This window comes from Collinsella aerofaciens (assembly GCF_039758965.1).
GTDB classification, from domain to species: domain Bacteria; phylum Actinomycetota; class Coriobacteriia; order Coriobacteriales; family Coriobacteriaceae; genus Collinsella; species Collinsella aerofaciens_BR.
Genome location: NZ_JBDMSL010000001.1, coordinates 118,955 through 133,860 on the forward strand (window position 1 = coordinate 118,955; position 14,906 = coordinate 133,860).

Annotated in this window: 28 protein-coding genes and 1 pseudogene; 2 read left to right on the plus strand and 27 right to left on the minus strand. The window is 67.3% G+C overall.

Annotated elements, in window-relative coordinates:
- Positions 1–22: 22 nt before the first annotated feature.
- The 27 genes from ABHU32_RS00515 to ABHU32_RS00645 all read right to left on the minus strand — a co-directional run bounded on the left by ABHU32_RS00515 (position 23) and on the right by ABHU32_RS00645 (position 14,123).
- A complete protein-coding gene (locus ABHU32_RS00515; RefSeq protein ID WP_346978448.1) occupies positions 23–1,537 on the minus strand; it encodes a phage portal protein in 1,515 nt (504 codons plus the stop codon).
- Positions 1,537–2,820, minus strand: a complete 1,284-nt coding sequence (locus ABHU32_RS00520) for a PBSX family phage terminase large subunit (RefSeq protein ID WP_346978450.1) — start codon at positions 2,818–2,820, stop codon at positions 1,537–1,539. Before ABHU32_RS00520 ends, ABHU32_RS00515 begins: the two co-directional genes overlap by 1 nt.
- Positions 2,804–3,235 (minus strand): hypothetical protein, encoded by a 432-nt coding sequence (locus tag ABHU32_RS00525; RefSeq protein ID WP_117765325.1) that lies wholly within the window; start codon positions 3,233–3,235, stop codon positions 2,804–2,806. The genes ABHU32_RS00520 and ABHU32_RS00525 overlap by 17 nt, the downstream gene beginning before the upstream one ends.
- 29 nt (positions 3,236–3,264) lie before the next feature.
- Positions 3,265–3,987, minus strand: coding sequence for a hypothetical protein (locus ABHU32_RS00530; protein WP_346978452.1), 723 nt, complete (start codon positions 3,985–3,987; stop codon positions 3,265–3,267).
- Between the two features lie 103 nt (positions 3,988–4,090).
- The gene (locus ABHU32_RS00535; RefSeq protein ID WP_346978453.1) at positions 4,091–4,225 is read right to left on the minus strand and encodes a hypothetical protein; all 135 of its coding nucleotides are present in this window, start codon (positions 4,223–4,225) and stop codon (positions 4,091–4,093) included.
- The gene (locus ABHU32_RS00540; RefSeq protein WP_118349161.1) at positions 4,222–4,443 is read right to left on the minus strand and encodes a hypothetical protein; all 222 of its coding nucleotides are present in this window, start codon (positions 4,441–4,443) and stop codon (positions 4,222–4,224) included. The genes ABHU32_RS00535 and ABHU32_RS00540 overlap by 4 nt, the downstream gene beginning before the upstream one ends.
- Positions 4,440–4,625, minus strand: a complete 186-nt coding sequence (locus ABHU32_RS00545; RefSeq protein WP_117637868.1) for a hypothetical protein — start codon at positions 4,623–4,625, stop codon at positions 4,440–4,442. Before ABHU32_RS00545 ends, ABHU32_RS00540 begins: the two co-directional genes overlap by 4 nt.
- 2 nt (positions 4,626–4,627) lie before the next feature.
- On the minus strand, positions 4,628–5,143 hold the full coding sequence (locus tag ABHU32_RS00550; RefSeq protein ID WP_346978455.1) for a hypothetical protein: 516 nt from the start codon (positions 5,141–5,143) through the stop codon (positions 4,628–4,630).
- Positions 5,144–5,145: 2 nt separating this feature from the next.
- On the minus strand, positions 5,146–5,337 hold the full coding sequence (locus tag ABHU32_RS00555) for a hypothetical protein (protein ID WP_346978457.1): 192 nt from the start codon (positions 5,335–5,337) through the stop codon (positions 5,146–5,148).
- Positions 5,334–5,543 (minus strand): DUF3110 domain-containing protein, encoded by a 210-nt coding sequence (locus tag ABHU32_RS00560; protein WP_152067355.1) that lies wholly within the window; start codon positions 5,541–5,543, stop codon positions 5,334–5,336. Before ABHU32_RS00560 ends, ABHU32_RS00555 begins: the two co-directional genes overlap by 4 nt.
- A gap of 11 nt (positions 5,544–5,554) precedes the next feature.
- Positions 5,555–5,701 (minus strand): hypothetical protein, encoded by a 147-nt coding sequence (locus ABHU32_RS00565; protein ID WP_346978458.1) that lies wholly within the window; start codon positions 5,699–5,701, stop codon positions 5,555–5,557.
- 98 nt (positions 5,702–5,799) lie between these two features.
- Positions 5,800–6,195, minus strand: a complete 396-nt coding sequence (locus tag ABHU32_RS00570; protein WP_118349165.1) for a hypothetical protein — start codon at positions 6,193–6,195, stop codon at positions 5,800–5,802.
- Entirely contained in the window at positions 6,182–6,910 is a 729-nt protein-coding gene (locus ABHU32_RS00575; RefSeq protein ID WP_346978459.1) for an ATP-binding protein, read from the minus strand. The genes ABHU32_RS00570 and ABHU32_RS00575 overlap by 14 nt, the downstream gene beginning before the upstream one ends.
- A complete protein-coding gene (locus tag ABHU32_RS00580; RefSeq protein WP_117637862.1) occupies positions 6,894–7,595 on the minus strand; it encodes a conserved phage C-terminal domain-containing protein in 702 nt (233 codons plus the stop codon). The genes ABHU32_RS00575 and ABHU32_RS00580 overlap by 17 nt, the downstream gene beginning before the upstream one ends.
- Before the next feature lie 19 nt (positions 7,596–7,614).
- Positions 7,615–8,169 carry a single-stranded DNA-binding protein gene (locus tag ABHU32_RS00585; RefSeq protein ID WP_346978461.1) on the minus strand — a complete coding sequence of 185 codons (555 nt, stop codon included), beginning with the start codon at positions 8,167–8,169 and terminating at the stop codon, positions 7,615–7,617.
- On the minus strand, positions 8,166–8,519 hold the full coding sequence (locus tag ABHU32_RS00590) for a hypothetical protein (RefSeq protein WP_117637860.1): 354 nt from the start codon (positions 8,517–8,519) through the stop codon (positions 8,166–8,168). The genes ABHU32_RS00585 and ABHU32_RS00590 overlap by 4 nt, the downstream gene beginning before the upstream one ends.
- Positions 8,520–9,092 (minus strand): ERF family protein, encoded by a 573-nt coding sequence (locus ABHU32_RS00595; protein ID WP_271746159.1) that lies wholly within the window; start codon positions 9,090–9,092, stop codon positions 8,520–8,522.
- Between the two features lies 1 nt (position 9,093).
- Positions 9,094–10,104, minus strand: a complete 1,011-nt coding sequence (locus ABHU32_RS00600) for a DUF1351 domain-containing protein (RefSeq protein WP_346978464.1) — start codon at positions 10,102–10,104, stop codon at positions 9,094–9,096.
- Complete coding sequence (locus ABHU32_RS00605; protein ID WP_346978466.1) at positions 10,105–11,388, minus strand: ParB N-terminal domain-containing protein; 1,284 nt, start codon at positions 11,386–11,388, stop codon at positions 10,105–10,107.
- On the minus strand, positions 11,376–11,672 hold the full coding sequence (locus ABHU32_RS00610) for a hypothetical protein (RefSeq protein WP_117765307.1): 297 nt from the start codon (positions 11,670–11,672) through the stop codon (positions 11,376–11,378). Before ABHU32_RS00610 ends, ABHU32_RS00605 begins: the two co-directional genes overlap by 13 nt.
- 42 nt (positions 11,673–11,714) lie before the next feature.
- Entirely contained in the window at positions 11,715–12,272 is a 558-nt protein-coding gene (locus ABHU32_RS00615) for a hypothetical protein (RefSeq protein WP_346978467.1), read from the minus strand.
- Positions 12,269–12,604, minus strand: a complete 336-nt coding sequence (locus ABHU32_RS00620; RefSeq protein WP_187364964.1) for a RusA family crossover junction endodeoxyribonuclease — start codon at positions 12,602–12,604, stop codon at positions 12,269–12,271. The genes ABHU32_RS00615 and ABHU32_RS00620 overlap by 4 nt, the downstream gene beginning before the upstream one ends.
- A gap of 26 nt (positions 12,605–12,630) precedes the next feature.
- Positions 12,631–13,029, minus strand: a complete 399-nt coding sequence (locus ABHU32_RS00625) for a hypothetical protein (RefSeq protein ID WP_346978468.1) — start codon at positions 13,027–13,029, stop codon at positions 12,631–12,633.
- Positions 13,017–13,217: a hypothetical protein gene (locus tag ABHU32_RS00630; protein ID WP_346978469.1), complete on the minus strand. Its 201-nt coding sequence runs from the start codon at positions 13,215–13,217 to the stop codon at positions 13,017–13,019. The genes ABHU32_RS00625 and ABHU32_RS00630 overlap by 13 nt, the downstream gene beginning before the upstream one ends.
- An 88-nt stretch (positions 13,218–13,305) precedes the next feature.
- Positions 13,306–13,506 (minus strand): hypothetical protein, encoded by a 201-nt coding sequence (locus ABHU32_RS00635; protein ID WP_114513519.1) that lies wholly within the window; start codon positions 13,504–13,506, stop codon positions 13,306–13,308.
- Between the two features lie 49 nt (positions 13,507–13,555).
- Complete coding sequence (locus ABHU32_RS00640; RefSeq protein ID WP_346978471.1) at positions 13,556–13,897, minus strand: hypothetical protein; 342 nt, start codon at positions 13,895–13,897, stop codon at positions 13,556–13,558.
- A gap of 28 nt (positions 13,898–13,925) precedes the next feature.
- Complete coding sequence (locus ABHU32_RS00645; protein WP_346978473.1) at positions 13,926–14,123, minus strand: helix-turn-helix domain-containing protein; 198 nt, start codon at positions 14,121–14,123, stop codon at positions 13,926–13,928.
- 101 nt (positions 14,124–14,224) lie between these two features.
- Here ABHU32_RS00645 and ABHU32_RS00650 point away from each other — a divergent pair.
- Together ABHU32_RS00650 and ABHU32_RS00655 are read left to right on the plus strand one after the other, a co-directional pair.
- A pseudogene (locus ABHU32_RS00650) lies at positions 14,225–14,386 on the plus strand (helix-turn-helix domain-containing protein); the annotation flags it as partial.
- Positions 14,387–14,422: 36 nt separating this feature from the next.
- Entirely contained in the window at positions 14,423–14,905 is a 483-nt protein-coding gene (locus ABHU32_RS00655; protein WP_346978483.1) for a LexA family protein, read from the plus strand.
- Position 14,906: the final 1 nt, after the last annotated feature.

Here is a 14,906-nt window from a genome sequence, read left to right on the forward strand (position 1 = left end):
TCTATGTAGTCCGGCCCCAGCATCAGGCGAGCCCGTCGCCCAGCATGTCGAACGCGCCGCCCTGCTGCTCGGGCACGTTGGCCTTGGCCTCGTTGCTGGTCTCGCCGTAGAAGCGGCGGCGGTACTCCCACGGGGCCATGATGCCCGCGCCGACCTCGCTCATGGCCATCTCGCGCGCGCTCTGCGTGTCGCTGATGATGGAGTCGTCGAAGTCCACGGTGACGTCGCCGTAGGGCACGGCCTCGCCCTTGATGCTGCGGCACGCGTCGGCCATGCCGTTCACGAGGCGCACGATGGACTTGCGCAGGGCGTTCTCGTGCCGGTGGATGGATCGCATCAGCTGCGAGTTGTCGGCCGCCACCTCCTTGGCGGTCTTCAGGCCCGTGTGCGACTCCCAGGAGAAGTAGCCGTTGCCGAAGCCGCACGCCACCGACAGCAGGCGCAGGCCCGTGTTGATGGCGCTGGCGTTCTCGTCGGCCTTGAGGTCGCTCTGAACGGTCTGAATCTTCGCCGAGCCCTCGTCGCCGGGGTTCATGCTGAAGATGGTGTCGTCGGCCTCGCCGAAGGCGTAGTACGTTTTCGTGAGGCTGCCGTCCGGCCCCTTGTCGGTCTTGGACTCTATGAGGGTCTTGTCCACGAACGTGCGCGGGCGGCCCACGCGAATGTGGTCGAGCAGGGAGGTGGCGGCCTCGTCGACCACCTTCATGGCCCCCACGGCGTTGCAGTACACGCTCGCGCCCATCGCGCAGTAGTCGTAGAAGCGGTTCGACACGGCGGGGCGCACCAGCGCGAAAAGCGGGCGGGTGCAGCGCGTGTCCATGTCGGCGCTGATGCCCTCGACCGCCACCTGCTTGTGCGTCTTGGTGTCGAACAGCTGCGTGAGGATGTGATAGGTGCCGCCCTTGAGCACGTGGGCCTGGCACTGGTCGTAGTCGCGCCCGGCGACCTCCACGCGGCCCACGAACGCGCACTGCGTGCAGTCGTCGGCGCTCCACGTGAGCGGGACTATCTGCGTGGCGTCGTAGCGCACGATGCGCAGCTCGGCGTCGGGCGTGTAGGCGCTGTCGGTCACGCCTCGCGGCTCGATGACCCACGCGCCGGTCCCCATGGCGAACGCGCGGGCTATGAAGTCGGCGTTGTCCATGGCGAACGAGGAGGGCGCGCCGCTGTCCTCCGTGGGCTGCTGCGCCGGCGCGTTGCCCTCCGTCGCCTCCTGGCCGTCCCCGCCCGTTGTCGTGGGGTTGGCGAAGTAGCGCGCCATCCAGGCGCGGCGCTCGTCGCTCGTGCTGGAGATGATCGTGCTCTCGTTCATGAGCAGACTGGCCCACTCGTCGGCCACGAGCGCCGCCGGGTGCAGGCTGGCGCGCTCGCGCTTGTACACGCGGAAGCCGCGCCGCTCGCTGTAGTGGTACCAGCCGTTGTTCGCCGCGAACCAGCCGAACCAGACGCCCACCATGCCCTGCATGCGGGTGTCCGGCTGGTATCCCATGCGGCGCAGCCACGCCTCGGCGTAGCCCGTGTTGCCTCGCTTCTCCATCAGAGGTTGCTCCTTATCCACAGTCCTGCGGCGTAGCCCGCCGCGTCTATCGCGTCGTCGTTCACCTTCGGCAGTGTCTCGGTTATGTCGCCCTGCCCGTTCGACACGTACTCGAACTCGGGGAACTCCTTGGCGGCGAGCGGGCAGCGGTCGGGGTCGATGACTATGCGCGTGAGGTTCTGCATCCACCTGATGCGGCTCTTGGGCGCGTTCAGGCCCTGCTTGAGCGACTTCTGCGCGCCGATGCCCTGCTCCTGGTAGTAGAGGATCATGCCGCGCGCCGCGCTGTCGCACCACACGTCGGCGGCGGGGTCCTCGGCCTCCTGCAGCTTGGCGGCCACCAGCTCGGCGGTCTTGACGTCGATGGCCTCGGTTCCCTGGCGGCTCTCCTCGTCCAGCAGGTAAAGCACGCGCTCGTTCTCGTCGTATCCCGCCTCCATGAACACCCACGGGTGCACGCTGCCCGCGTCCACGCCGAACGAGCGCAGGGCGATGGCCTCGCGTTCCTCTGCGGTGATGGGACGTATGTCCAGCAGCTCGTCGGGGAACACCTCGGAGCCCGTGCCTATGACCTCGCCGAGCCATTGCCAGCGGTAGGACTCGGGCGTCTTGCGGCGGCTGCGCTCGGCCTCCGCCAGCGCGGTGGCGCTTATCCATTCGGGGTGCTCGTCTATGACGTCCAGGTACGTGGTGTGGCATATGAAGCGCCCGTCCTCGCCCGGGTGGGCCTCCAGGTCGCGCGCCTCCTTGTTCACCCAGTTGCGAGCCGAGCGGGGAGGGTTGTAGCTGTAGAACACCCAGAACATGTCGCCGCCGCGCAGGAACGTGGCCAGCACGCTGCGCACCTCGTCCATGCCGTCGAACTCGTCTACCTCCTCGAACCACACCACGGCGCAGTAGCCGGTGCGGAACTTCGCGGACTTCAGCTTCTTCGGCTTGTCGCATCCCACAAAGCGTATGACCTGCCCGGTGGGGCGGTACGTCACCTCCATGGGGGACAGGCCGAAGTCGAACAGGTGCGCCACGCCCAGCACGTCGCACGCCCAGCCTATCTGCTCGTACACGGACGTGCGCAGCGTGTTGCCGACCTTGCGCAGCACGACGGCGTTGGCCTCCGGGTTGAGCATGATCAGCAGCACGATGGCGATGGATATGAACGACGACTTGGTGGAGTTGCGCCCGCCCTTGAACCAGTAGTGCGTGAACTCGTGCGCCTTGATGGAGCGCCACACGCCGGCGAACACGGAGGCCACGACGTCCGAGAGCCTAACCGAGGTCGTCAACGATGGTCACCCCCGCCTCCGCCATGGCGGCCTTCGCGCCGTCCACGCCGAACATGTCGTTGAGCAGCTTCACGCTCTCGGTTATGGCCAGGCGCGCGTCGCCGTTGATGCTGCCCTCGGCCGCCTGGCGGCGGAAGATGGGCAGCGCGCCGTCCAGCACCTCGAACAGCGGGGCGGCCGCGTCCTGCAGCTCCCAGCGGCAGTCCTTGGCGGCCGCGTCGCGGATTTCCTGGATTCTGTGCGCGATTCGTGGGTCGCGCATCAGCTTGGAGGCGGCGCAGCTTATCGAGTTGTAGTTCATGCGCTTGCAGTCGTAGGCCGCGCGGTACGCGTCCTGCTGCTTGGCGCGGGGCTTGGCCATCTCGCGGGCGAACGCCTCCTGCTTCGCCGTGAGCGGCTTGTCCTTCTTGGGCACCTGCGGCCTCCTTCCTGATTAGTTTCGCGTTAGCCGAGCGACGCGATCACATCGCGCTCGCGCGGCGAAAGCGCGAAACGCTCTGCGGCTGCACGCTCTGATATGAGGTAGCCGCTGCCGTATATCGCCTTGCCCTGGCCGCGCTGCGCGTCGAGCGCCCTCGTGAAGCTGCACTCCTGCGGGCCTACGCGGAAGTCGATGCCGTACTTGGAGTAGCGCGCCAGCATGGGCGCGGTCAGCACCTCGTCGGGGTACTCGTACTTCGGCAGCGCCTTGGCCTTCTCGCGGCGCAGGCGCTCTATCGCGGCGTCCAGCTCGGCGCGCAGGTCGGGCGCGCTGCGGGCCTGGGCGGGGTCGAGGTTGGTCACGAACGACGTGTTGACGCTCGCGCCGTTGGCGTACGTCACGCCGACGCCCGTCACGACCTTGCAGCAGTTGCGGATGCCCATGCACGTCAGGGTGGGGGCGAACAGGAAGAAGCCCACGCCGCGCTCCTGGTAGTGCTTGACGATCTTGCTCAGGATGGAGAACGGCGGGTTGTCCACCACCGTGCAGCCCTGCGGGTACTCCTCGCGCTCGTAGTCGCCGCCCGGATAGAACGGGCGCGCCACCTTCGCCAGGTCGAACCCGTACTCCCGGTGCGCCCACCGCAGCACGCAGTCGTACACCTCGGGCGGGGTGTAGCAGTCGTCCGTCGTCCTCTTCGGCTCGAACTTTGCCGTGAACTCCTCGTATGTCTCGCCTCTCGCCATGCGTCTCCTATCTCTCGGCCCATATGGTCGCAAGCGTGTCGCCGGGCACGGAAAAGGCCGCCCCGAAGGACGGCCCTCTGCCTGTTTCCGTATTCGGTTGCCCCTATCCGCACGCCGCCGCTGCCATGGCCACGAGGCCGGCCGCCAGCGCGCGCATGGCGAAGAACGCGGCCACGTCTATGGCGATCGCCGCCGCTATGAAAAGCAGGCAGCCCCAGTTGCATCCCGGGCGGTTCATCGCTCCTCCCACTCGACGGTTCCGTCGTCGTACTCGGCCTTGAGCCATTCCAGGTAGTCGGCCTCCTCGCAGAAGCTGGCCAGCAGCCGCTTGCTGGTAGTGCAGCTGCTCATGCGGCTCGTCTCATACACGGCGATGAAGAAGGGCCACGAGTGGAACTCCGTCTCCGTGTGGATGGCCCGCTCGGGCGTGCCGAAAAGGTGCTCCCAGTTCGTCATCGCGCCCCCTCCTTCGCGCTCGGCCCGACCTTGCGGTAGGTGAAGTCCTCGAACAGGTGACCGCACCAGCGGCAGCGGTCGCCGCCCTTGGGTAGGTGGTGCCAGATCTCGCGCATGCCGCACTTCGGGCAGCGCACCTCGATACTGGGTCGGCGCTTCGGCTTCTCGGTCTGCTGCTCCATGGCTACTCCACCGCCATCCGCATGGCCGGCTTCATGGCCTCGCGCAGGCTCTTGGCCAGCTCCTCGGCCGTTACCTCGGCCTTCACCTCCACGTTCACGTCGGGCATCGCGAAACCGCGCGCCTCTTCGGCCTTGAGGCAAGGCATGGCGGCGTCCTGGGCCGCGCCCTTGAGCGTCGGTGACGCTGTCACCCTCAGCTCGCAGCGCCCCAGCCACAACTCGCACTCGTCCAGTTTCGTGAGCGCCAGGGCGCGCTCGCGGCTCGCCTCGTAGGCCGTCTCGATGCCCTTGCGCAGGTTCTGCACGGCCGTCTCTTCGGTTCCGGCGTCCAGCTTCTCGCGCAACCGGGCGTTCTCGAACCTCAGGTTGCGAATCTCGCGGAGCAGCGACTCCGCCGCGTGCCTCTGCTGCTCGTTCCGCTCGTTCCAGCAGTCCTCGCACAGCGGCGCGTCCACGCCCATGTTGTCCTGCCCCAGGGCGTCGATATCGCGCCCGCAGGTATCGCAGATGATTCCCATGGCTACTCCCTTCCTTCCGGCTCCGCCGCGCCTGCGAGGAACCACGCCCGCAGGCTCTCGGCGCACTCCGGGCACAAGGCCCTTGCCTTGCCGTCGATTCGCGCGCTGTTCCCCAGCACCATCTTGGCGTAACCCGCCAGGGTCGCCGGCACCTCCTTGCCGCAGCGTTCGCATGCGCACATGTACAGCCTCATGCCTGCTCGCCTCCCTTCGGCAGAGCGTCGGCGATTCGGTCCCAGTCGGTGGCCGGCTTCTCGCTGGGGTACTCGTAGGCCCCCACGCACGGCACCGGCAGCACCGCCATGCCGTCGTGCTCGCCTGCGTACTCGTCTGCGTCCGATCTGCTCTCGAACGCCAGCACCACGTCGCTCTCCGTGGCCACCGCGTAGATCTTCTTCATCGTTTCGTCTCCTATTCGAACTCGAAGCACTCGCATGCCTCGCTTGTCTCGTCTACCGCCTCCACGTCGGGGCCGCCGCCAGTCATGGCGTCGCAGGCGCACACGGCCTCGCCGCCAGCGCCCTGCACGCGGCCGCAGAAGCGGCACTCCCGGCACATGCGGCCCTCCCACGGGTCGGGCCGGTTCCACGGTGCCCTGGGGTCGGACTCGAAGCACCCGGGCGGGAGGTTCCACCCGCTTGAAGGCTCGTACCCGCTCACATGCACCGCCTGCCCCTCGGCAGCCGACCCCAGCCGTCCATGGCCAGGGCATCCGCGTACTTGGTCGGTTCCGGCAGCAGCAGGTACTCCCAGTGCCCCGAGCCCGGCGGGGCTGGGCGGTTGAACCTCTGCTCGGCCCTGACCCAGCGGAAGTGCAGCCGGTTGGCGTGCGCAAGCCCGTGGCAGCCGCTGCCGTTGCCGCTGCCGCACAGCATCACCGTGGGCTTGGGAACCTCGCGCCCGTCGCGGAACAGCTTGCCCGCCCCGCGCCTCACGATGTGGTGGCGGTTGAGCGGCCACGGCGCGCCGCACACGGCGCACCTGGGCGTCTCGATGCTCGGCCCCTCCATGAGGGGGCGCAGGATCTCGGGCAGCGTGTCAACGTTTGCCATTCGATAGCCTCCTGTCCCTGCCTTGCAGCTCGTACTTGTCGCACATCTCCGACAGGCGGCTCACGATGGCCACCGCCGTCTCCTCGTCGCCGTTCTTGGCCAGGCGGCGTATGAGGTCGCCCTTGCCGTACTGCGTGGTCACGACCACGGGCCTCATGTTCTCGTACCTGTCGTTCACGACGCGGAACACCTGCCCCAGCGTCCAGTCGGTGGGGGACTCCTTGCCCAGGTCGTCCAGCACCAGGCACCCCACGCGGGACAGCCTGGACAGCACGCCGTCCTCGGTGCCGTCGCCGCCGTAGGTGCCCTTGATGGCGGCCAGCACGCCCAGCATGTCGGTCACCCTCACGCTGGTGCCGCCGTCCACCAGGAGCCGCGCCACGGCGCTCGCCAGGTGGGTCTTGCCGGTTCCCACGGGGCCGCAGATGTACGCCCCGCGCCCTTGCTCAACCTTCGCGGCGATGCCCTCGGCCATGGGGGAGGCGGCGGCCATGAAGCGGGGCTTGATGCCCGCACGCTCGTAGGCCCGGCGGCGCTTGGCTGCGGCCTCCTCGGCCTTGGCGCGTGCCTCCTGCCGCGCCCGCTCGGCCCGTTCGGCCACCGCGCCGGGGCAGCCGCAGGGCTTCCAGCCGCAGAACGCGCGGCGGCCCATGAGGGTCACGTAGTTGCCCTCCAGCTGCGCCCCGCAGTGGGGGCACTCAGTCGTACTCGGCATAGCCGTCGGCCTCCTTCCGGGTCCTCGGGCCGCGGTTCACGTAGTCCTCGAACTTCGGCGAGAACAGCGTGGAGGGCCGCAGGTACTTGGCCATCTTCGGGTCGCCCGCCCACTCGGCTGCCATCGTGTCGATGACGGCCAGGAAGTCGGGGAGGCGGTAGCCCTCGGCCCAGCGGGCGTGTATCAGCCTGCGGGTCTTGGCGCTGCTTGAGCGGTAGCGGGTGCCGGCTGCCTCGTTGAGCGCATGCACGATTTCGTCAAAGGGGATTAAGGGGTTATCTATATACTCAACCTCAACCTCAACCTCTGCATTGCCGCAACTCGATGCGCCTGCATGTGCATCCGCATCTGCTTGCGCATGTGCGACTGCATCTGTATCCGCATATGCTCCCGCATGTGCTTGCGCATCGGCTTGCGCCCGTGCCGCCGCATCGTCCACCGCGTCTTCCTTCCCCGGCCTGTTGCCCCAGCGGGCGTTGGCCGCCTTCCTTGCGCGCTCGCTCTTCTCGTCGCCCATGTCGAGCCTGCCCTTGAGCACCAGGAAGGTGGGCAGCCACGCGGGGCTGCCCTGCGGCTCCTTGCCCGTGAACCGGTACTCGACGATGGCGTAGATGAACGGCGCGCGCTGCTTCTCGGGCATGGCCTGCGCGGCCGCCCAGAAGTCGTCGTGTATAACCATGCCCATAGTGTCGCCGTCGCCTTCCCTAAAACGGGATATCCTCGTCGTACAGATCGGGCATGGCCTGCTGCTGCGGCGCGGGCTGCTGTGGCGCGTACGCCTGCTGAGTGGCCGGCTGCGGCGCGTAGGCGGGCTGCTGCGGCGCAGGTGCCGGGGCGGGGCGTCCCTGGCCGTACGTGCGGGCCTGCGGCGCTTGCGGGGCCGCCTGGGGCGCGTACTGCTGCGGCGCGTAGCCCTGCTGCTGTTGCTGGCTGCTCATGAACTCCAGCTCGTCTATCACGACCTCCAGCGCGCTGCGCTTCTGGCCGGTCTGCTGGTCGTTCCAGCTGCGGTAGCGCAGCTTGCCCTCGATGGCCACCTTGCTGCCTTTGGCGAGGTACTGCGCCAGCTTCTCGCCTCGGGTGCCGAACAGCGTGCAGTCCACGAAGTTCGGGTAGTCCTCCCACTGCCCGGTCTGCTGGTTCTTGCGGCGGTCGTTGACGGCCACGCCCATGGACAGCACGGACATGCCGCCAGACGTGGAGCGCAGCACGGGGTCGCGGGTCAGGTTGCCGGATATGCACACTCGGTTGATGCTCATAGATACCCTCCTTGGGTTACGTCCCCGCTGTTCCAGATGCGGGTGATCTGCGCGTCTACCATGCGGATACGCAGCTTGATTACGTTGATGGCCTCCTGCGAGGCCTTGTAGATGGCCTCGGAGCAGTCGCGGCGGCGCTTGGCCTCCGCTATCTGCTCCTGGCCCCGGCACACGTCGCCGATGATGGTGACGGGCGTGCCCTTCTGGCGCTCGTTCAGGATGGCGATGCGCAGGGCCTTGCGGTACTCGGCCTCGTTCTCGGCGTACTGGCAGCCCGACTCCTTGCAGGTCTTCAGCTCGGCCTCCAGCCTGTCGGTCAGCTCGTCCAGCTCCTCGGTGAGCGCCTGCATCTACTCCACCTGCCAGTCGGGGCGCGGGCAGCACGGGCTGTTGGCCACGAACTCCATGTACTGCGGCATGCTGGCGAACTGGTAGCGCGCCCCGCAGCTGCGGCAGTGGGCCGTGAAGGGGCCGTCTGCGGGCGGCTGCTTCTCCTCGGGCGCGGGCCGCTCCTCCATGGCGTCGGGATCGCTCTGCCCGTCGATGGCGAACGCGCCGCACAGCGCGTACTTGCGGGCGTAGCTCGACGCCATGCCGGTCACCTGGGCGTCGTCCGAGCCCTTCTTGTGCTCGTCCTCGCGGGCGTAGGCGCTCACCTGCAGCAGGCCCTCGCCGCCCTCGGCGGGGAACACGCACGCCGTGGACTTCACGTAGTAGCGGTCGCCTATCTGCACCAGCTCGTCGGTCATGAAGAACGCCAGGCCCTCCTTGGCGCACGGCTCCTTCAGCGCGGCCACTATGTCCTCGTAGCTGCGGTAGCTGAACTTGCCGAAAGCGTTGTACTTGGCCTTGGGCACCACCACGGCGCGCTGCACGCGGGCAACGGCCGCCATGAGGTCGATGGACTGCTGTTCCTGGGTCATGCTAGTAGCTTCCATTCATCCGCTCGTAAACCTGGCCCACCGTGCCGTGCATGATGGTGCCCACGACGCCCTGCGCCTTGAGGGCCGCCGCGACGCCCTGCATCTGCTCGCGCGTGGCGCACGGCACCACGACCGTCCACGGGTCGCCCGCCATGGCCACGGGTGCCGGTGCGGGCGGCGCTGGCTGCACCGGGGCGGGCATGGGCGCGGGCTGCGGCTCGGGCATCTGCCCAAGCGGCTGCGGGAACTCTGCGGGCTGGCATTCCGCGGGCTCGGGCACCGCTTCGGGTTCGGGTTCGGGCTCTTCCACGGGTTCCGGCTCCATGGCCGCCTTCAGCTCGGCGATGCGCCGGCGCTCCTCCTCGGCCTTGTGCGCCGCCGTTATGGCCGCGCCGAGGTCCAGGGTGGCGAACAGCTCGCGCTCGGCCTCGTCGTAGAACGGCTCGCCCTGGAACTGCGCCTTGAGGGTTTCCCAGTCCTGGGCCAGGCGCTCTACCTTGGCCTCCAGGGCCTTGAATGCCTTCACTTCGCCGAAGGTCTTGTTGGTCCACTGCTTCTCATGGAAACGCTCATAGGGCACGACGGGGGCCAGCAGCCCGGCGAACTCCTCGTAGTGCTCCCGCAGCTTGGCGTACGCGCGCAGCTGGCGATCCTCCTCGGCCTCGTCCAGCTGCGCCTTGATGCCGTCGGCTGCCTGCTTCGCGATGCCCGCCACGGCCTTGCACCTGTCCTCGAACGCGGCCAGGGGCTTCGTGTACTCGCGGCTCACGGCCTTGCGGCGCTCGTCTATCTCCTTGGCGATGCCGTTGAGGTAGGCGCGGTCGCGCTTGGCGGCCTTCACGTTCTCGTCCTTGCCCATGTCGTAGGTCGCGCCCTCGTAGTCGGCCACCAGCCTGCGCACGTGCGCCTCCAGGGCGTCGAAGTTGGCCTCGATCACGGCGGGGGAGTACGCCACGGTCAGCTCTGACGCCTCCTCGGGCTCGATGATCTCGGCCTCAACTGCTTCGCTCATTTACTCCTCGCTTCCCAGGCGCGCCATGCACGCCTCGTAGGTTTCCGTCTCGGCCGCGTTCGGCTCGTAGCCGTCGGCCTTCATGGCCTCGTAGATGATGGTCACGTTCTCGACCGTCGCTCGGTTGAGGTACACGGGGCTGCCGCCTTCCATGAGGCCCCAGGCCGTCCAGCCGCTCATGTTCCACGCTGCCCGCCAGCCCATGGCCACGGCCAGCTCGGTAGGCGTGCGGTCGATGGGTCGGCCCAGCAGCTCCTCGAACGATTCCACGGCCTCGGCCTCCATGGCGAACGCGGTCAGCGCCAGAGCCGTGCGGCGCATCGACTTGAGGTCGCCCGCGTGGGCGGCAAGCCACTCGCGGCGGGCCTTCGCGCCGTCCTCGTAGGCGGCCTGGAAGTCGGCCTTGCGCTGGGCTGCGGCCTGTGCGGCCTCGTCGGCCCCCTCGGCCACCGGCGCCAGCAGGGTCACGCCGAACGACGTCTCCTCGGCCAGAAGCCCCGCGCCCGCGTTGTCGGCCACGTAGGCGTCCAGCGCCGCCAGGTCGGGGCGGTAGTCGGAAAACGTGCGGCATGCGGCGAAGCCCTCGGGGCATTCGTCGACGAACTCGACGCCCGCGTCGGCAAGCACCGCCACCACCTCGGCGCGGTTGCGCCTCTGCTCGGCCTCGGCCTTCAGGCTCGCGTACACGCGCTGCCATTCGGACTGCTTGCAGTCGCGCAGCTCGGCCACGGCCTCGTCGTCGCCCTCGAACTCGGCGATGGCGGCCAGGCGGTCGAGCGTCATGTCGTAGGCGGCGTCCTGCACCCTGCGGGCGGCGCGGCGCGCCTTGGCCACGGTGCCCGCGTCGGTGCGGGCGGCCACGGCCACCTCCTCGTCGGGAATGTCGAGCGCCAGCATGGTCTGCACGCCGCGCGACTTCTCCTCGGCGGTCAGCCCCAGCTTGGCGTCGGTCTCCACCATGGCCTTGGCGGCCTCCACGCGCGCCAGCTCGGCGTCGTCCAGGTCGTCGTAGACCTCGGCGAGGAAACGCTCGGTGCCGATGGCCCTCATGGCGCGCACGCGGCACTCGCCGTCGATGATCCAGTAGATGCCGCCCTCCTTGTACAGGATGGGCTTCATGACGGGCTGGCCGGGGTTGAGGCGGTTGGCCTTGAACTGCGCGGCCAGGCCCGCGATGTGCTCGGCGCTCTCCCTGGTGGTGAAGTCGCGCGGGTTCATCGGCTCGCCGTCGGCGCGCTCGTAGGGGTACACGTCGCAGATCGCGACCTCCTCTAGCGATTGCATGCGCGGGCCTCCTCGTCTACGACCACGCGGCACTCCATGCCCACCAGGCGGGCGCGGCACGCCACGCGGGCCACCTCGCCCATGAGCGCGATGCGCTTGGTGGGCACGGGGCCGTTCTTGATCTGCGCGGCCATGCAGGCGGCCCCCATGTTGAACGCCTGGCGCATGGCGGCGTCGAAGCCGCCGTCGCCCGGCTCGGGCACGGGGACGGCGCGCTCGATGCGCTTCAGGATGCTGTCCACCGTCTTGTCCGCGACGGTCTTGCTGATGATTTCCGTGAGCATTTGGGTCTCCTAACTGGGAAAACTAAAAGTGATAAAAACTTTTCAGGATTTCGGAACTTTTTTCTCTATGCGCTCCTTGCGCTTCTGCGCCGCCTTGACCCTGCGGTACAGGTAACGGCACAGCCACCGCTCCATGGCCTCGTCGTGCGCCTCTACTGCCTTGTCGGCGGCGTAGCGGCTCATGCCCGAGGTGTCCGGGGCCTGCGGCATGGGGTCGGCGCGGCTCTCTCGGCCGCACTCGGTGCGCTCGTAGGTGCGGCGCTCCTCTGCGGTCAGCCTCGGCAGCAGCTCGGCTATGCGGGCCTCTATGGCCTCAAGCTGCTGCTGGCGTCTGCACGGTTCGCAGATGCCGTCCTTGCCGAGGGTCGCCCTGCGGCACCCGCACGACGGGCACAGCTCCAGGCGGTGGCGGTAGCAGCGCAGGGACACGTGGCCGCCGCTGGCGTTGATCAAGCGCCGCGCGTTATCCAACTGGTTCTTGGACAGCCGCAGCTCGCGGCGAATCTCGCGGGCGGGCACCTTTCCCGCCAGCTCGGCTATGCGGTCGAGGTCGGCCTTGCGCCACGCCCTGTGTGGCCTGCCCTTGTCTCGGCGGGTCACTCGTCGCTCACCTCCACGACCACGCGGGGGCGCGCCCTGTCGGTGAGCACCCTGTCGGGGCACTGCTCCACGTACTTGCGGGAGTCGTCCTTGATTACGCCCGCCGCCACCAGGCCGTCGAGCACGAACTTGCGCGCGAAGCCCACGTTGTCGGCGTCGCGGCGCATGTCGGGCTCGTAGAACGTGGTGCGCACGGTCACCCGGCGCTCGAAGCGCGGCGCGCGCTGCTGCATGGCCGCCGCCCTCACGCGCGCCGTCTCGCGCTTCTTCATGGCCGCCGCCTTGTAGCGGTTGGCGCGCTCGGCGCTGATGTAGTCGTTCAGGCTCGGCATTCGGCCCTCGACCGTGACGGTGCACCTCATTGCGCGCCCCTGTCGTAGATGCCCTGCGCCTCGGTTAGCGTGGAGGCGGCGAAAACGGCTGGACCCACGATGGCCTCCCACGTGCCCACCAGGTCCACGGAGTCCACCGGCGTGCGGCGGAAGCTCACGGCGGCCAGCATGGAGGGGCGCTGCAGCACCATGTAGCGGGACAGCACGCTCCACAGGTTGTGGTCGCGCTTGAACTCGCTGGCCTCGCTCACGGTCATGCCGTTCTGGCACGCCAGGGTGTACACGTTGTCGCGCTGGATGACGTGGCCCTCCAGCATCAGGCGGTAGCAGATGCGGCGCAGCTTCGCCCACGTATCGGGGTTCGAGGCAATCCAGCCGCACGCCTTGGCCACGAGGGCCTGGGCCTTGGCGTCTACCTCGGCCATACCGTTGCCCCCAGCGCCCATGTGGCGGCGATGCACGCGCAGACGAACAGGGCGGCGAAAACGGCCTGCAGCCTCTCGCGGCGCTGCTCGGGTGTTACACTGGTCTCGGTTCGGAAGTGAACCGTTGCGGTGCGCGTCTTTCGCTTGCCGGCTGCGACGCGCACCCTCCTTCCCTTGATCTTTTCCATTCCTGGAACTTCCTCTCGTTCTCTGGGTCCTTGTAGAACTCGCGCATCATGGCGGCGCACTCGTCGCACATGGCGCGCTGTATCGGGGTCATTCGCCCGCGACGCCCGGCAGAAGCAGCGGGGCGTCCTCGTAGGCGACCTCACCGGTGTCCCTATCCACGAACATCACCTCCTGGTCGTCGTACACGTGGATGTTGAGCATCTGCCCCGTGAACTCCACCAGCTTGGGGATGGAGTCTCGGAATTTCGGGTCCAGCTCAAACTGCAGCACGCACTTGCCGCTCTTCACGTTGAGGGCGGTGAACCCCCCCCCGTACGGTCACCTCGTTCAGCATGGCCTACTCCTCCACGTCGTAGGCGCTGTCGCGCTCGATGCGCTTGAAGTCGGTGCTCCAGCCCTTGCCGTTCACGCTGAACTGCACGGAGTCGTAGACGTTGAACTGCATGCCGCCGAGTTCGAACTGCTGCTTCATGCTGGCCTCTAGCGGAATGACGCGCTTCCTTTCGAATCCCCACGTGGAGACGATGCGGTCGATCATGCTGCACTTGGATTCCTCCATGCAGCCGTTCTCAGCGGGTTCGAAGTAGAACGTCACGTACTTGCGCTTGTCGGTGATGCGGTCGAGCGTTTTGCCGACGATATCCGCGACGAACTCGGGCTGGTGGCTCTTGGTGGTCATGGTGCGTCTCCTTTTCTGATAGGTAAATCTAATTACAGTTTGAAGCGAAAAAAATTTCTTCGGGTTTGTAGCCCAAGAAGTCGGCGGCCTTTTTAGCCGTCTCGATGCGCATACGGTCGGGGTGGTCTTCATAAGCATCGTATGTAGGTCCTGAAATGCCCAGATGTTCAGCCATTGCCTTCTTGGTTACGCCCTTGCTCATGCGCGCCTGCTTGAGTGACTTCATACTCCCTCCTTTCTGTCCATAACTGTAATTAATCTTCAGAACACGGTCAAGATTAATTTTGGTAAAATTGAAAATAAATTTAAGTCCTGGAAGGAGTTAAGATGCCGATATCCGACAACATAAAGAAGTTACGGCAGATTTTCGACGTTACCCAGGATGAACTGGGTGAGATTGCAGGTGTGACAGGTAACGCCGTTTCGCAGTGGGAAAATGGCCGCTCCGAACCCCGTATGGGAGCTATTGAGCGCATGGCGGCCTGCTATCAGATTAGTAAGTCACACCTTATAGAAGACGGCGGAATGGATCAGATTGACCCCGTGACCAAAAAGCCCAAGGGCAGCCCCTATATGCCCGCCGGTGCCATGCCCGTGGTGGCCAGCAGCGCAACCGTGCCGCTGCTCACGCTTGGCCGGGTGCACGCCGGCTCGCTCGCCGACGAGGAGGAGGTCGCGCACCGCGTGGAGGTGCCGGCCTCCGTATGCGCCGGGCACCCGCGCGCTTTCGCCCTGGAGGTCGAGGGCGACTGCATGAACCGCGTCATACCCGAGGGCAGCCACGTGCTGGTCGACCCCGACCGCCAGCCCGCCAACGGGTCCATCGCCGTGGTGGAGACCGAGGACTACCGCGCGGTCATGCGCCGCTGGTACAAGGGCAGCACCAAGCTGATGCTGTCGGCGGATAGCTTCGAGGACTACGAGGACATGATCTTCGGCATGGACGACGGACCCGTGCGCGTGATCGGCACGGTGGTGTGGTTCCAGGCCGCCGACGAGATGGAGTAGC

What these genes read in the sequence shown, in the direction of transcription:
- ABHU32_RS00600 (WP_346978464.1), bottom strand. Translation starts at nt 10,104, where the DNA reads ATGAGCGAAGCAGTTGAGGCCGAGATCATCGAGCCCGAGGAGGCGTCA.
- ABHU32_RS00620 (WP_187364964.1), bottom strand. Translation starts at nt 12,604, where the DNA reads ATGCCGAGCCTGAACGACTACATCAGCGCCGAGCGCGCCAACCGCTAC.
- ABHU32_RS00580 (WP_117637862.1), bottom strand. Translation starts at nt 7,595, where the DNA reads ATGGGCATGGTTATACACGACGACTTCTGGGCGGCCGCGCAGGCCATG.
- ABHU32_RS00585 (WP_346978461.1), bottom strand. Translation starts at nt 8,169, where the DNA reads ATGAGCATCAACCGAGTGTGCATATCCGGCAACCTGACCCGCGACCCC.
- ABHU32_RS00560 (WP_152067355.1), bottom strand. Translation starts at nt 5,543, where the DNA reads ATGAAGAAGATCTACGCGGTGGCCACGGAGAGCGACGTGGTGCTGGCG.
- ABHU32_RS00640 (WP_346978471.1), bottom strand. Translation starts at nt 13,897, where the DNA reads ATGACCACCAAGAGCCACCAGCCCGAGTTCGTCGCGGATATCGTCGGC.
- ABHU32_RS00595 (WP_271746159.1), bottom strand. Translation starts at nt 9,092, where the DNA reads ATGACCCAGGAACAGCAGTCCATCGACCTCATGGCGGCCGTTGCCCGC.
- ABHU32_RS00605 (WP_346978466.1), bottom strand. Translation starts at nt 11,388, where the DNA reads ATGCAATCGCTAGAGGAGGTCGCGATCTGCGACGTGTACCCCTACGAG.
- ABHU32_RS00565 (WP_346978458.1), bottom strand. Translation starts at nt 5,701, where the DNA reads ATGTGCCGGGAGTGCCGCTTCTGCGGCCGCGTGCAGGGCGCTGGCGGC.
- ABHU32_RS00540 (WP_118349161.1), bottom strand. Translation starts at nt 4,443, where the DNA reads ATGACGAACTGGGAGCACCTTTTCGGCACGCCCGAGCGGGCCATCCAC.
- ABHU32_RS00590 (WP_117637860.1), bottom strand. Translation starts at nt 8,519, where the DNA reads ATGCAGGCGCTCACCGAGGAGCTGGACGAGCTGACCGACAGGCTGGAG.
- ABHU32_RS00570 (WP_118349165.1), bottom strand. Translation starts at nt 6,195, where the DNA reads ATGGCAAACGTTGACACGCTGCCCGAGATCCTGCGCCCCCTCATGGAG.
- ABHU32_RS00625 (WP_346978468.1), bottom strand. Translation starts at nt 13,029, where the DNA reads ATGGCCGAGGTAGACGCCAAGGCCCAGGCCCTCGTGGCCAAGGCGTGC.
- ABHU32_RS00535 (WP_346978453.1), bottom strand. Translation starts at nt 4,225, where the DNA reads ATGAACCGCCCGGGATGCAACTGGGGCTGCCTGCTTTTCATAGCGGCG.
- ABHU32_RS00545 (WP_117637868.1), bottom strand. Translation starts at nt 4,625, where the DNA reads ATGGAGCAGCAGACCGAGAAGCCGAAGCGCCGACCCAGTATCGAGGTG.
- ABHU32_RS00655 (WP_346978483.1), top strand. Translation starts at nt 14,423, where the DNA reads ATGGATCAGATTGACCCCGTGACCAAAAAGCCCAAGGGCAGCCCCTAT.
- ABHU32_RS00645 (WP_346978473.1), bottom strand. Translation starts at nt 14,123, where the DNA reads ATGAAGTCACTCAAGCAGGCGCGCATGAGCAAGGGCGTAACCAAGAAG.
- ABHU32_RS00530 (WP_346978452.1), bottom strand. Translation starts at nt 3,987, where the DNA reads ATGGCGAGAGGCGAGACATACGAGGAGTTCACGGCAAAGTTCGAGCCG.
- ABHU32_RS00630 (WP_346978469.1), bottom strand. Translation starts at nt 13,217, where the DNA reads ATGGAAAAGATCAAGGGAAGGAGGGTGCGCGTCGCAGCCGGCAAGCGA.
- ABHU32_RS00575 (WP_346978459.1), bottom strand. Translation starts at nt 6,910, where the DNA reads ATGCCGAGTACGACTGAGTGCCCCCACTGCGGGGCGCAGCTGGAGGGC.
- ABHU32_RS00555 (WP_346978457.1), bottom strand. Translation starts at nt 5,337, where the DNA reads ATGAGGCTGTACATGTGCGCATGCGAACGCTGCGGCAAGGAGGTGCCG.
- ABHU32_RS00610 (WP_117765307.1), bottom strand. Translation starts at nt 11,672, where the DNA reads ATGCTCACGGAAATCATCAGCAAGACCGTCGCGGACAAGACGGTGGAC.
- ABHU32_RS00550 (WP_346978455.1), bottom strand. Translation starts at nt 5,143, where the DNA reads ATGGGAATCATCTGCGATACCTGCGGGCGCGATATCGACGCCCTGGGG.
- ABHU32_RS00515 (WP_346978448.1), bottom strand. Translation starts at nt 1,537, where the DNA reads ATGGAGAAGCGAGGCAACACGGGCTACGCCGAGGCGTGGCTGCGCCGC.